At 42.3% G+C, this 15,316-nt stretch carries 8 protein-coding genes and 2 pseudogenes; 8 read left to right on the top strand and 2 right to left on the bottom strand.

Annotated elements, in window-relative coordinates; all coding sequences use genetic code 11:
- Window positions 1-73: 73 nt before the first annotated feature.
- A pseudogene (gene istB, locus PREDE_RS14195) lies at window positions 74-744 on the bottom strand (IS21-like element helper ATPase IstB); the annotation flags it as partial.
- A gap of 316 nt (window positions 745-1,060) precedes the next feature.
- Window positions 1,061-2,425 (bottom strand): annotated as a pseudogene (gene istA, locus PREDE_RS14190) (IS21 family transposase); the annotation flags it as partial.
- A 665-nt stretch (window positions 2,426-3,090) separates the two neighbouring features.
- Between istA and PREDE_RS08975 the strand changes: the two are divergent.
- Genes PREDE_RS08975 through PREDE_RS08940 form a run of 8 tightly spaced genes read left to right on the top strand, consistent with a single transcriptional unit; the run spans window position 3,091 to window position 15,307 of the window.
- Window positions 3,091-5,343, top strand: coding sequence for a TonB-dependent receptor family protein (locus tag PREDE_RS08975; protein ID WP_005846687.1), 2,253 nt, complete (start codon window positions 3,091-3,093; stop codon window positions 5,341-5,343).
- Window positions 5,344-5,377: 34 nt separating this feature from the next.
- Window positions 5,378-8,767, top strand: a complete 3,390-nt coding sequence (locus tag PREDE_RS08970; protein WP_015310399.1) for a SusC/RagA family TonB-linked outer membrane protein — start codon at window positions 5,378-5,380, stop codon at window positions 8,765-8,767.
- A 1-nt stretch (window position 8,768) separates the two neighbouring features.
- Window positions 8,769-10,298 (top strand): RagB/SusD family nutrient uptake outer membrane protein, encoded by a 1,530-nt coding sequence (locus tag PREDE_RS08965; RefSeq protein WP_015310398.1) that lies wholly within the window; start codon window positions 8,769-8,771, stop codon window positions 10,296-10,298.
- A 29-nt stretch (window positions 10,299-10,327) separates the two neighbouring features.
- Window positions 10,328-11,281, top strand: a complete 954-nt coding sequence (locus tag PREDE_RS08960) for a putative zinc-binding metallopeptidase (protein WP_005846683.1) — start codon at window positions 10,328-10,330, stop codon at window positions 11,279-11,281.
- 1 nt (window position 11,282) lies between these two features.
- Window positions 11,283-12,308, top strand: a complete 1,026-nt coding sequence (locus PREDE_RS08955) for a DUF4302 domain-containing protein (protein WP_005846681.1) — start codon at window positions 11,283-11,285, stop codon at window positions 12,306-12,308.
- Window positions 12,309-12,334: 26 nt separating this feature from the next.
- On the top strand, window positions 12,335-12,967 hold the full coding sequence (locus PREDE_RS08950; RefSeq protein ID WP_005846679.1) for a hypothetical protein: 633 nt from the start codon (window positions 12,335-12,337) through the stop codon (window positions 12,965-12,967).
- An 18-nt stretch (window positions 12,968-12,985) separates the two neighbouring features.
- Window positions 12,986-14,161, top strand: a complete 1,176-nt coding sequence (locus PREDE_RS08945) for a DUF4856 domain-containing protein (RefSeq protein WP_005846678.1) — start codon at window positions 12,986-12,988, stop codon at window positions 14,159-14,161.
- 42 nt (window positions 14,162-14,203) lie between these two features.
- Window positions 14,204-15,307, top strand: coding sequence for a fibronectin type III domain-containing protein (locus PREDE_RS08940; RefSeq protein ID WP_005846677.1), 1,104 nt, complete (start codon window positions 14,204-14,206; stop codon window positions 15,305-15,307).
- The last annotated feature ends 9 nt before the right edge of the window (window positions 15,308-15,316 follow it).

Here is a 15,316-nt window from a genome sequence, read left to right as displayed (position 1 = left end):
TTTGCTCCTGTTGGCCACAACATGATTGCCCCTTGTAAAGTTCTGGTGCAGGGGTCAATTTTATTTTACCCTTTTAGATACTCTGGCTTTTCTTAGCCCTTAACTTACGCATGCTTTCGCCATATAATTCTATGGTATGCGCCGTATGAATGATACGGTCAAGAATGGCATCTGCTATTGTCGGGTCCCCCACCATGTCATACCAGTTGGACGCAGGGTACTGTGAGGTTATGATGATGGATTTCCGTTCATGCCTGTCTTCGATAATTTCGAGCAGTATGGGCCGTTCCCTGGCGTCAAGATGCACAAGGAACAGGTCATCAAGGATAAGCAGCTGGCACCGCTCGATCTTCTTGAGTTCTGCCTCGAGTGTACCCTTGATTTTGGCCACTTTCAGTGCCCCGAGCAGTTTTGGGGCATTGGCATAGAAAGTGCGGAATCCCCTTATGCACGCCTCGTGGCCGAGGGCACATGCAGAAAGCTTTTTCCCGTACCGGAAGATCCTGTGACGAAAAGGTTCTGCCCTTTGTTCACGAAATCCAGGGTGGCGAGGCGTTCCATCTGATTGCGCTCAAGGCCCCGGTTCGTGGCATAGTCAATCTGTCCGAGACAGGCCTTGTATCGGAACGCCGCATTCCTGGTAAGCTGCACTATGGCAGCCTGGGCACGGTAATCCCATTCACGTGCAAGGAGCATGGAAAGGAAGGTAGCCGCGGTCATGGACTGTGGAGTGGTGCCGGCAAGAGGATGTGTCAAAATGAACCGAACCCCGAAAGTCAGATAAAAGACTTTCGGGGTTTTTCGTCTTTCCGGGAGTTGGGAAATGCAGCCAATGGCATTTTTTATTCTTCCCAATGTTGGGAAAGCCGTTTTTCGCCGTTTTTTGATTTTCCCCCGTGGCGGAAAGCCGATTTTCGCTGATTTTTGATTTTCCCCCGTGGCGGAAAGCCGATTTTCGCTGATTTTTGATTTTCCCCCGTGGCGGAAAGCCGATTTTCGCCGTTTTTCGTTCATCGTACCCCTACGAAAGCCTCCTTTTGCCATTTTTTATCAATTGTACCCCGTATCTGAGTGATTCTTCGCGAAAATGTATGCCCCGGCAGGATCTGAACGCTTTTGGAGGATACTGCATGAGCCGCTCCACTTCCCGGAGATAATTCAATACGATATTGTCCATTTCCGAGGCACGCCGGAAGAGTTCCTCCAAGTCCTTGTCATAAGGGCCGTAATGTCCCGGCAGGTTGTGCTCCTTTTTCCATGAATAAGCGTAGGGGACGTCACAGCGGTCATGGGCGGCGACAAGGTTCATGCCACAGTAGATTTCCACCGTGTCGGCATCGTAGAGGATCGTCACGCGTTTCCCCACATGTTCCTTGGGAACACTGTAATGGTGCTTGAACAGCGATACGTAGGAGTTCCTGCCGACAGTCATCAGCTTTTTCTCTTTCATGACGTAGCGTTTCAGTGGAAGCGGGCGGAGGTAGTCCTTCTCACCGCGCAGGAACATCTCCTTGCGTGACGCCTCCCGGCCGGCCATCACCTTTTCATTGAAATCGTGCAGGGAAACATGGATAGCGGCATTGAGATCGTCCAGACTGGAGAAAGTCATTCCCTCTATGTCCAGGTAAACGGAACGGTAGAGAAGCTTCACTGCGTTTTCAACAAGGGCCTTGTCCTTGGGGTGGCGTACACGGGCGGGATAGACCGCACAGCCGTAATGCTCGGCAAAAGCGGCGAAATCGTCATTGATGACGGGCTCGTTGCGGTCGCTTCGTGTGACGGCCGCCTTCAGATTGTCGGGGACTATTGCCGCCGGAGCCCCTTCGAAATACAGCATGGCATTCTCGCATCCCTTGATCAGGTCTTCCTTGCGCTGCGACCATACGGCCTCACAGTAGGTGTAATGACTGAACGGAAGGATGGCAACAAAGACTTCGGCCTTCTTCGTCTCGCCTGTCATCTCATCGACAACTTCAAGCCTGTCACCGGCAAAATCAACATACATCTGGTCTGCGGCATAGTGCTCGACATGGCCGACGACCTTGATGTGGAACTTGTACTGGCGGACTGCCCGCTTGAAGGAAGACAGCTGAAGACCGTCAGGATATTCAGCATGATACTCCTTAAACAGTTTTCTGACACTCATCCCTTTGCGTGTCAGGCGGGATACATATCCGGGAAGCAAAGCCTCCAATTCAATCCTTTTGGAAGAAGGCTACCGACGTCGGGATTCCGTACCGACAAACATCTCATGCAACTGCTCCTCGGAAAGGGAGAGAAGCTGATCGATGCTTTTCCCACTTGAAAGGAACAGGCGGACATACTTGCGGACAGTGTTACGGGAAGTATGGAACGTGGATGCCGTTTCCTTGATACCCATCCCTGCCGCATAACATCTTAAAATGTTCTTGATTCTCTTGTTCATTTGCATAGATTTTATTATTACCCCTTACACCAGGACTCGGGTTCCCAAATCTACATAAAAAACTCTAACGACACTTGTACTAAGTGGTTAATGTTATTTTGGCCAAAAGGGTCAATCATATTATGGCCAAGGTGAGCAATCCTGTTTGGCCAAAAGGGTCAAAGTAGAGTGGCTTTTCCATAAATACAGTTAATTGGTTGTTTTTTTTCTTACAGGTAAACTAATAGTTGACTTATGGGTAAAAAATCCAACTATTATAAGAAGAAAGATAAAATAAAAAACTGAAGTTTCGCAAGTGAATATATACACTTGCTTGTTTATAAATTTCATAAAATTGCAGATTTAGATTTGGTAGTTGATTCTTTCGTAGAAAAATTGAGTTTTCTATATTTCAAGGAATACGAGTAAGTTAGATGTGATAAAATATTTCTGAAAGTCAAAACCAAGTGCAAGAATATTATCAGAAATCCAAGATCTTCCAAAGAGAGGAAGATAGCAGCTTTATATACATAAAATACCCAATAATAGGTATTGTGTGATGTTTTTGAACATTGTAATTTTGCATCCGAAAATACCCATTATAAGAAATAAATCTCACATATCATTTATATACAGGTATTTGAAGAGGAAAAATTAGTGCAATAAAAGAATAGATTTGTCCCCACATGTATGTTAAAATAAAAATGCTGTCTCTGCTTGTCACACTGACTCCATGGATTGGGTATGCCCAAAAAGTCGTAGGCACACCTAAAACGTCTAATGCCATGACCGACTCTTTACATCAAATCAATGAAGTAGTAGTAAGAGCCAACCAGATGTTAGGCAGCCAGTTTGAAGCACGTAACCGTACTGGTTCGGCTTATTACCTTTCACCCAAAGAATTGGCCAAGTTTGATTATACCGATATAAATCGTATGCTGAAAAGCGTACCTGGAGTAAATATTTATGAAGAAGATGGTTTTGGATTGCGTCCCAACATCAGTTTACGAGGAACACAAGCCGAGCGTAGTGAACGTATCACGCTAATGGAAGATGGTATATTGGCTGCTCCTGCACCATACGCAGCCCCTGCAGCCTATTACTTTCCTAATGCGGCACGTATGTATGCCATAGAAGTATTAAAAGGTAGCAGTCAGGTACAATATGGACCATTTACAACAGGAGGTGCCATTAACCTAGTGTCAACCCCCATCCCGCAGGACAGATTAATAAAGTGCAGCATGTCGGCAGGTAGTTTTGGTAGTCTAAAACTACAAACGGCCATAGGTAAAAGCTTTAAGCATACGGGCTTTCTCATAGAATATTTGCGCTATCAGGCTCGCGGTTTCAGACATGATGACCCTGACGAGCGTACAGGATTTAAGCGCAATGACGTAATAGCTAAGTGGATGGTGCGCACAAACAAAGAAGATGGCATAAATCACAGATTAGAACTAAAGTATGGATTTGCTAACGAAACTTCCGACGAAACATATCTTGGGCTTACTGATCAGGACTTTGCCTTTAAACCATATTTTAGATATGCGGGAGCACAAAAAGATAATTTGGTGACACGCCACTCCCAGTTTTCTGCCACATACATCATGAAAGGTGTTCGCTCATGGAGTATAACCACGCAAGCCTATTACAATTATTTTTTCAGAAACTGGTACAAGCTTAACGAGGTGCGTACTGGCTACACCAAGACTGAACGTCGTTCGATAGGCGATGTACTTGCCGACCCTATTACCAACCAATCGTACTTCGATATTGTTGCAGGTAAGGCTAACTATATAGGAGAGGCACTAATGCTGCGTGCTAACCACCGTAAGTACCATTCGCGTGGTATTCAGATAAAAGGGGAATATAAAACAATGCTATACGGTGGATACTTCACTGCAGAGATTGGCATGCGTTACCATGCCGACAGTGAGGATCGCTACCAGCAAGACGATGGATACTCTATGAATAATGGTCGCATGGAGCTTTTTTTAAGAGGGCTTCCAGGCAGTCAAGCTAACCGCATTACCACAGCGCATGCCTTATCGGCTTATACTTTGGCAAAATGGGCAAAAGGTATGTTTACCTTTACCGCAGGAATTCGTTATGAAGATGTAAAGATTTTAAATCGCGATTATACTAAAGCCGATTGGCGACGTACGGGTATGGTGCGTATAGAAGTACCAAATAGCGCAAGAGCAATTATGCCAGGAATAGGGATCAACTGTAAGTTAATGCCCCAGCTGTCATTATTCTCAGGAATACATAAAGGTTTTGCACCACCCAGTGCTTCCCTTGGACAAAGAGCCGAGAGCAGTATCAATATAGAGGCTGGTTTGCGCTATGCTAATCAATGGTTCAAAGGAGAACTGATAGGTTTCAACAACAACTATTCTAACATGTTGGGCAGCGACCTTGCCGCACAAGGCGGATTAGGCACCTTAGACCAGTTTAACGTAGGACGGGCATTGGTACGAGGAGTAGAACTGCTTTTACAATGCCAGCCATTACCTACCCATTGGAAAATCCAACTCCCCATGCAACTATCTTATACCTTTACAGATACAAAGATGAAAAACTCGTTTACAAGTGCATCGTGGGGACATGTTTTGTACGGCGATGAAATCCCTTATATCTTTCGTCATGCACTTAACGGTCAGATAGGCATGGAAAGCAAATGGGCTGACGTAAACTTTAACATGCGATACAATGGCGACATGCGTACGGTCCCGGGACAGGGCAAGATAGCTCAACGTGAAAAAATTCCAGCCAACTTTATTATAGACGCTACCGCCAAGATACATGTAATGAAAAGTGTAGACCTTACTATGAACATTGTCAACCTTACCAACAAAGTGTATATGGTTTCACGGCACCCATCTGGTGTCAGGGCAGGCTTACCTTTTGGTATTTATGGGGGCATACAGTGGAAACTTTGATAAAATGGCACACCACTAATAATATAATATAAAAATGAGAAAATCTGTATATATACAATCCATAACTATAAAAAGAATACTATGCCTATTTGTCATGCTATGCTCATTATCAAGGCTCATGGCACAAGAAAATGGGTGGGTAACAGGCTCTGTTACAGATACACAAGGTGAACCCATCGTAGGGGCGGTTGTTGGTATTGTAGAAAACAAGCAAAAGACGGTTACGGACATAGATGGGAATTTTAAGATCAAGGGTGCAGAGGGGCAAACCATTACTGTCTCGTTTATAGGCATGCATGACTATAGGGGAAGTATTAAGGCAACATCTTTAAAAATAGTGTTGCAGAGTAATAGCAGCATGATTGACGAAGTTGTCGTAACAGGATACCAAAACATAAGAAACCGTGTTTACACGGGTGCTGCCACAGCAGTGAAGATGACCGACATCAAACTCGAAGGTATTGGCGATGTCTCGCGCATGTTGGAGGGTCGCGTGCCTGGATTGTCCATTCAAAACATATCCGGAACATTTGGCGCTGCACCACGCATCAATATTCGCGGAGGTGCTTCCATCATGGGAAATGTTCAGCCATTGTGGGTAATAGATGGTGCAGTTTACGAGGACATGGTACATGTTTCTCCCGAAGCCTTGGCGTCTGGCGATGCTGTTACGCTCATTAGTTCGGCAGTAGCAGGGCTTAATCCTGCTGACATACAAGATATTCAAGTACTAAAAGATGCCTCAGCCACATCAGTATACGGTGCGCGGGCTGCCAATGGCGTTATTGTAATTACGACAAAAAGTGGTAAAAGAGAAATGCCATTGCAAATTAATTATACAACAGAAAATACATGGCGCCCACGTCCAGATTACAGTCACTTCGATTTGCTAAACTCTCAAGAGACGATGGCTCTGTATCAGGAAATGCAAGAAAAAGGATATTTTGATCCAGCTACATCATTATATGGACGTAGAGGCGGGGTTTATCATCAAATGTACAAACAGCTCACCACTTATGATGAGAAATCTCATAACTGGATACTGCCAAACACTTATGAAGCTCGACAAGACTTCTTACGACAAAGAGAATATGCCAATACGGATTGGTTTAGGCTTTTGTTTACAAACAACCTGATGACAAACCATACTGTAAGTTTGTCGGTAGGTGGAAAAAATGTAGCATCTTATGCCTCAATAGGCTATTATCACGATGCTGGTTGGACTATCGCTGATCAGGTGCAGCGACTGACAACCAACATTAAGAACACCTTTTACATAACCAACCGCCTTACTGCCAAGTTATCGTTACAAGCCAATATGCGCATGCAAAATGCGCCAGGCACCTTGCCACAGAAAAAAAACACCATATCGGGAGCATTTGAACGTGATTTTGACATCAACCCGTTTGCATACGCTTTAGGAACAAGCCGAACGCTTCGTCCCTATGATGAGTATGGGCAACGCGAATATTATCGTAACAACTGGGCTCCTTTTAACATATTGAACGAGTATGATAACAATCAATTAAAAATACAGGTGGTCGACTTTAAGTTGCAAACCGAAGCGACCTATAAGTTTACTGATGCTCTTAACCTTAAAGCAATGTTTTCATACAGAAGAGCACATACAAGTAGACGACATGAAATAGGTGAAAAATCCAACATGATAGGAGCTTACCGTGCTTGTGAAACACCATGGGTGGCAAAACAAAATATATACCTTGTAAAAGACATCTATCATCCAGAACTCCTGCCTAAACCTGGCATACAACAAGGTGGCGTACTTTTCCTAAACAATGCTAACATGCAAAGTATGCTGGCACGCATAGCTGTTGATTACGACAAGCAAAAAGGGTCACATGACCTGAAAGGATTTGCTTTTGGTGAAATAAGGACTCTGCAGCAAACTACGAATTCTTTTCAGGGATATGGCATTAGTTATCAACGCGGTAATGAGGTGCAAAGCGCACCTGGTATTTTTGAGAAAATGTTTCAAGAAAACACCCCTTATTTTGCATTGCGTAATAGAGACGAGCGAGGCATAACATTCTCAGGCAATGCCACCTATGGCTATCAGGGCAAGTACATTTTTAATACAGTGGTGAATATTGAAGGCTCTAACGCAGCAGGAAGGGGGACAACTACTTTATGGTTACCAACATGGAATGTTGGAGCCAAATGGAACGTGGATAAGGAGAATTTTATGCAAGGCAATGATGTCATTTCAAAATTGGCATTTCGTATAAGTTATGGATTAACAGCCAAAATGAACGAAGCGGCAGCTAATGCATCGGCTATCTATAGAGGTGGTATAGTCCATAGGTTAAATCTAAATGACAGAGAAAATAAATTAAATTTGCTTTCGTTGGAAAACAGAGATCTTACCTGGGAAAAAATGTACGAACTGAATATTGGTGCAGAGGTGGCGTTCCTGAAAAATCGCATTTCGACCACAGTAGATGTATACCAGCGCAATACATTCGATTTGATAGACTTGGTACGAACATCTGGAGTTGGTGGGCAATATTATAAATATGCCAACTTTGGTGACATGGTTGCTCGTGGTATTGAATTCGGATTGCATACCATCAACGTGAATACCAATGCATGGAAATGGACAACAGATCTTACATTCAGTGCCATTCATCAACAAATAACCCGCATGCTCAATTCACCAAACGCATTTGACATGGTGGCAGGTAGAGGTCGTGGCAACGTAGTTGGTTATCCTAAAGGCTCGCTGTTCTCGTTTAACTTCCAACGATTGGACAAAAATGGGCTACCAAACTTTAATTTTGGACGCTATCCATTACCAAAAAACGAGTTGAAAGATATAGTAGGAGCAGACTTCAATGATACACAATACACTAAAACTTATTTATTGTATCACGGTCCTATTGAGCCTAATATAATGGGCGGACTGGCAAATACCGTGAAATGGCGCAACTGGGAATTTTCTTGCTTCATAACAATGCAGGCAGGCAACAAGATTAGACTAAATCCAACATTTGATACACAGTTTGCTGATTTGAATGTATTTTCCAAAAATTATCTCAATCGTTGGCTTAATCCCGGCGATGAATATCATACTGATGTGCCTACACTGCCTTCGAAGGAGATAATAGACGTGATAGGAATGGAAAATATAGAAAAAGCATACAACACCTACAACTACTCGCAATTGCGTGTGGCCGACGGTAGCTTTGTCAGACTAAAAAATATTGCTCTATCCTATTATTTGAAACCAAGTTGGATGAAAGCGGTAGGCCTAAAAAGTGGAAGTATTCGCTTAAATGTTACAAATCCACTATTGATTTATGCCGATTCTAAACTACATGGACAAGATCCCGAATATTATCAAACTGGAGGCGTTTCACTGCCTACGCCTCGACAATATACTTTTACTTTAAATGTGGGCTTTTAAAATGAAATACTATCTATATAAATATGTCTTGATCTTTGCCACTTTAGCTCTATGTGGCTGTAACGATTTTTTGGACAAAATTCCCGATTCGGACATTGATGTAAACATAGACAATGAAGAAGGAATTGCCCAATTACTTGCAGGAGCTTATCCAGAGGCAAGCTACATTCCTTTTTTAGAGCCTCGTACTGATAATGTAGACATCAGAGCAAATGGCACACATACACAACTGAACGAAGAAATGTTTTATTGGGAAGATGATACCCAAGAAGACATTGACACACCCTTAAATTATTGGAATAGTTGTTATAAAGGGATTGCGCAGGCCAACAAGGCTTTGGAGCTGCTCAAAAAATATCCGAAGACTGAACGTGTCAAGGCTTTATATGGCGAGGCATTTTTGCTCAGGGCTTACCTTCACTTCATGCTGGTCAATATCTGGGCAGAGCCTTATGGCAATGCAGAGCAATCTCCTGGTATACCTTATGTTACCAAACCCGAGAAACATGCGCTGACAAATTATAACAGAGGTACTGTCAACGAAGTATATGATAGCATTGAGAGCGACTTGAAGCGTGGTGTCACCTTAGTCACTGACAGATATTATAAGCAACCTAAATATCACTTCAACAAAAAAGCGGCTTACACGTTCGCCTCTCGTTTTTATCTAATGAAAGGTGAATGGAAAAAAGTAGTAGAATATGCTAATTATGTGTTAGGCGCTGACCCCAAAACCACGTTAAGGCATTGGATTGGATATTCACGGCAATTTGAGTTTAAACGTCAGCGTTTGTTTACACTCTACACATCTCCCGACGAGCCCGCCAACTTATTGATTTGTACCACCGAGTCTCGGTGGGCGAGACAAATGTCCACTGATCGTTATGGAGCTACCAAACAAACTGTTGACGAAATATTCAACAAAAGAGGTATCGAAGGCGGAGGCGATTTCTCTAAAATGACCTTTGACGGCACATATCCTTTTGTTTATTCACCATCACCTATAGTAAATGGTAAGTATATCGCCAAGTTTGATGAGCTGTCTACCACTGAAAGCATTGGATTAAGACCTCGGGGAATTTACGTGAGCAATGTGTTGTTTACTGCAGACGAAGCTTTGCTTAATCGAATGGAAGCCTATGCTATGCTAAAACAGTATGATAAAGCCATTAATGATTACCTGCAATATATGCAGGGTAAGTTTGGCTTTATGCCTACTGTTGAAAGGGATATTTATATGCGTACAAGTGAGAATAATTATGATGTATACACCCCCTTCTATGGCATGACATTAAAACAGCTTGCATTGGTAAAGTTATTTGCCGATTTCAGGCAAAAAGAGTTTTTTGCTGAGGGGCTACGCTGGTTAGACATTAGAAGGTTTCATTTGAGCGTGAAGCGTAACACAAAGTCTAAATATTATTTCCCCTTAGAGAAAGACGACCCACGAAAAGTCTTGCAAATCCCCATAGAGGCACAAAACAGAGGACTGGCTCCTAATCCCCGTGAACGCAAAGAACCCATTAGATAAACATGGTAGGTAATTTATAACGCAACAAAATGAATATACAGAAATATTTCTTAGCATATATAGGCCTATGGGCATTACTGGCAACGTCTTGCCAACATGACACGCTATCAGATGACAGTGTTGTGGACAGCAATGCCACTCAAACGCAAACGGCACAATGGATAGAACAGCATTTTACCAAGGTGTATGGGCCAGAGGTGGTATATCAGTGGCAAAAAAATAATAGTCAGAAAGGAGTCTATGTGTATCCTCCTGACACTACAAACATAAAACAAGTTCTTAACGCTATTAGCTCTTTGTGCTTTGATACCTTTAGGAGTATTCAAATAGAAGGCAAAGGCTGCCTGCTTAACTACTGTTTGCCAGTACGCATTACTTTATATGGTGGTGGAAACCCAGACAAGAATGGTGTTGAGCGCATGTACAACATTGCGTCACAGCCGGTAGAGATGAGTATATACCATGTTAATGATTTTGATGCAAATGACAAGCAGAAAGTTCATAGACTTGTTCGTAGCGTATATCACCAGATGATGAAACGAGTGTTAGAGCAGATGCCATACAATAGGGCTAAATTTGCTACCATCAGTGAAGGAAAATATATCACCGACACTCAGCTTCTCTCCGAGATAAATGGTGCGAACAACGATATTGGGTTAGTGGGATATGCCAACAAACGTGGATTTTACACCTATCTTTCCATGCTAAATCCTGAGGACGACATGGCAGAGATGTTAAGCGTTATCTTGACATCTACACCTGCAAGACTTAAACAAGCAGAAGATGAAGCACGTACGCCAGACGAAGACTCTGACCCCGAGGTGAATAAACGCTATGAACAAGAGGCCGATCGTGCCTATCATGATTTTATGGCAAAAAAAATGTTTGTCGAGCAGTATGCTTGGAATAACTGGCACGTTAAATTGCTCACATTGCAACTTAAGAGTGTCAGGACCTTGAATAAATATCTAAATACAAAATAAGATGAAGTATCTTTCATACATACTCCTCACTATACTTGGTTGCGTTTTCTACAGCTGCCATGATGAAGAAAGAGAATTTGTGAACACACCTACCCAGCGCAAGAGGCGAGCCATTGAGGCGTTGAACACTGAGCTGGTTAACAACAAAGCAGGATGGTTGGTTATGTATTTCCCTAAAACAGACTCTTTGCTGTTTTCTAATATCAGTGATAAAATAAAAGCCGAATACCAATACGGTACCGATAGATATGGTTATGGAGGTGTTTGTTTTACCATGCGTTTTTTACAACATGGGAAAGTAGAGATGCGTGCCGACTTTGACCCCAAAAGTGTTACTACTTCCATAATGGGCGAATACAAAATAGGGGCAAATAGTTGCACCCAACTTACTTTTCTTACCACAAACTATATACACAAGCTGGTTAATGATAGTTATGGAGGCGCATGCGACTGGTTATACCAAGGACGTGATGAAGATGGGTTACTGGTATTCAAAACAGCCTCATACCTTAAGCCAGCATGCGAATATATTCTGATGAAGCCCTTGCAAGATGTGCATGAGTTTGCCGATGCAGTAAAACAAGCATACGATAACAGACGAGTGTTTGAGCGAATGAAAAATCCACAGTTATATATACACAGAGGTGGCCGTGTTTACTTTCAGAGCGATTACTATCTCGGCAGAAACGGTGGACGCGTGGCCACCACTGAGAAACAAAGATATTATCTATTTATGGAGGTGACGAAACCTAATCCTATCCCAGACTATCCACCTAAAGAATTTTCCGTGTTGGGTTCTGGGTATTGTGGCACGTCTAAGGGTATTACTTTTAGAGCAGGGTTGCGGTTAAACAACAAACAGGTGTTTGCCGACTTTCAACGTGTTGGCAACCATTTCGAAGCCGAATTGGTAGAAGTGTATAATCCGGAATGGAAAAGCATTAGGTTAGTAAGTAAGCATTTGCACCCGGAAGGAAAAATAACAGGCTTAAAAGCGGTTATTCAAGATATTCCTACCAATGAATAAAATATAAACAGATAACAACGAACGGTATGAAAATGAAATTATATATAATACTCTTTGTCTTTGCCATGATATTATTCTCAGCATGTTCACCTGCCGTAAACGACGATGCCGATGAAGATTACGACAAATTATTTCCATTTAAGGGAATAGAAAAACCAAAGATATCGTACGATGATCAAGCCTTGCAATTAGCAAGCATCGATATGAATGAGCATAGCTACATCTACCCGGGAGTTGAGATTAGCGGTGAGAAGCGTACTTATACGGTAACCCTGATCTGTTCTTTTTTTGAAAAGGAATTACAAGGCAGCTTGGTGCCTGATGGTGAACTTTCCTCGACTTATACTATTAGATACATTGATGCTGACAAGACGTTGAAAACCATTTTCACAAAAGGTTATGGTTTTGATGATAGCGAGGTAAAATTGCTTAAAAATGGAGAGGAGCAAAAAATTACTTTTCAAGCCATGTCAGGTTTCCCCATGTTTTTGCAAGTAAAGGGCGGAGGTCCAAGCAACTCATCAGTGCGCGCCACTATTTCGGCAGTATCCAATGATGGACTTACCATTGTGCGTCCTTTACATGTAGAGCAATTTCAAAATGAAGAGGGTATCAATTTAATTAAAAATCCATTTTGTGGATATATCATATTGCCATAAAGATAAAGGGATAAAACTATGAAAAATAAACCTAACATTTTTTTTTGTATGTTCATGCTGTGGTTGGCACTGTGTTCCTCCATAACATCATGCACAACATGGCAAGACGAAACCATTGAGTCATCGTACATCATGCCTACATGGCCTGACCCGGAATATAAGTTTGTCAGGAATGATGAAAGCAGTGTTAATACATTAGAGTGTGAGCTATTAAAAGAGCCTGCTGATATTGTATATCACTCGTTTATGAAAGAAGCTCGTATATCAAGTGTCGTACAGCAAGAGCGGATGAACGAATATTTTAAGCAAGGGGTGTATGGAAAAGCACCATTTGATGAAATAGCTAAATCTACAGTTCACAGTGTTGACAGGGAGCGCATTCTCGCTACTTTTCAACAATTATTCGATGAATCGAGAGCATTAAGTGGTTATGGCTACCCTCGCCCTGCTGATATACGCAACACCAAGGCACAAATGGGCAAAGGAGGATACTTAGGCTATAATATTGGCGATGAAAACTTAGCGTTTGTTAATGCCAAAGGTGTAGCCGTGGCGGAAGTGTACTATGAGATGATTAGGGGAAGCATTTATTTGGATAAAATCCTGAATGTACACCTTAACCCTGAGTTATACAACGACCAACAGCTTTTGAAAGATCAAGCAGCTTCTAATCTGGTAAACGGACATAATTACACAGAACTGGAACATCATTGGGACTTAGCTTATGGTTATTACCAATACTGGTTGCTCATTGTGCAAAAAAATGAGCACAGTGCGTTAAAGGGAAGTCGTATTAAACTTTACAACGCTTTTGCAGCTGGACGATTGGCCATGACCGAGTATAGGTTTGACGAGATGAGAACATGTCTTCATACCATTAGGCAAGAACTGTCTAAGGTGGTCGCCGTGCATGCCATACAGTTATTGTCAGGCGAAGTGACAAATGCGAATTTACACGAGGACATAAGCAATGCCCTGGTATTCCTGTCACGTGCATATGGTGCCGTGTTCTCGTTGCAGTTTGCCGTGAATACAGAAGGGAAACCATTATATACCTTTGATGAGATACAAACGCTTTTAGATGCACTTACCCAAAACTCTGGATTGTGGGATAAGCAGCGTCTGGAAGGCGATTCCACTATCCCTGGATCCATTGCCTATACTGTAGCGCAAATCAAGCAGCGCATAAAATGATAAGCATATATGCGATAACTCTTATAAGAAAAAAGTAAAACTATGAATTTATATAAACTATTATTGTTGGCGTTCCTATGTTGTACGTTAGACGTAACAGCTCAAACACATCCCAACTTGATATTGAACGGTGGGTTTGAAGAGTGGCGCACCGCCGGTATCTATGAGAAACCTGTGTGTTGGTATTTTTCAGTGGGTAGTATTGAAAAATCAAATCAAGCGCATGGTGGCAGCCACGCTGTCAAGTTGGTAGCAATCCCGCATACGCTTTCTATAATTGACCGAGAAAACAACTATTATTATATGAACATTGAGGGCGGAGCAACTTATCGCCTTACCTATTGGTATAAAGGTACGTTACAGCGTGCCAATTGTGTTTCCACCGTGATATGGTGCAAAGAAAAGCGCAAAGTTAAAACGACTGCAAAGAAAACATCAAGGGATATGATCACAGATGCCTCCCCTACTGAATGGAAACAAAAAACTATTGATTTTGTCGCTCCGCAAGGAGTGGATTGCGCGGGATTTTGTTTTGAAATGAAAGAAGAAAATACCGATGCCAATAACTATCTATTGATTGACGATGTAGTTTTTAAGAAAATAAAAAGTAGTACTGTTACCGAGGATGTACCGATGCCTTACGAGGTAAAGGTTTCTGCACAACAACGCGAAATTTTTATATCGTGGCATCCTGTGCAAGGCAGTGGCATCAAATACAATATTTTACTCAATGGAAGACAGGTGTCTACAATAAGCGCCACCGACTATATCTTGCAAAAACTGCAGCCTAACACTACCTACGAAATAGGCGTGCAGACGATTATGCCTAACGGAAAGAAGTCGAAAGTGGTAAAAAAAAACATTACCACAGAATTAATGATGACAAGCAGGGAGGATGAAAATCGCATTCCCTACATCTATCAAATCAAGAACTATGGTGATTGCCCACGAAGCATAGAGCTGTTTTTCAACGATTTGTATGATGTCAACGCTCAAATTAAATATACGCTTGACGGCATTGCCTTCGTCCCTGTCGACGGATACAAATTGGTTTTCAACAAAACGGGTAAACATATATTGGTTGTGGACATCATTGAGAGTGATGGCAAGGCTTGGACCTTGGAATATAACTTAAATGTGAAATAAGCTAATCAA

The organism is Prevotella dentalis DSM 3688, assembly GCF_000242335.1.
In the GTDB taxonomy this organism is placed as follows: domain Bacteria; phylum Bacteroidota; class Bacteroidia; order Bacteroidales; family Bacteroidaceae; genus Prevotella; species Prevotella seregens.
This window is presented reverse-complemented; position numbering and strand designations above follow the sequence as displayed.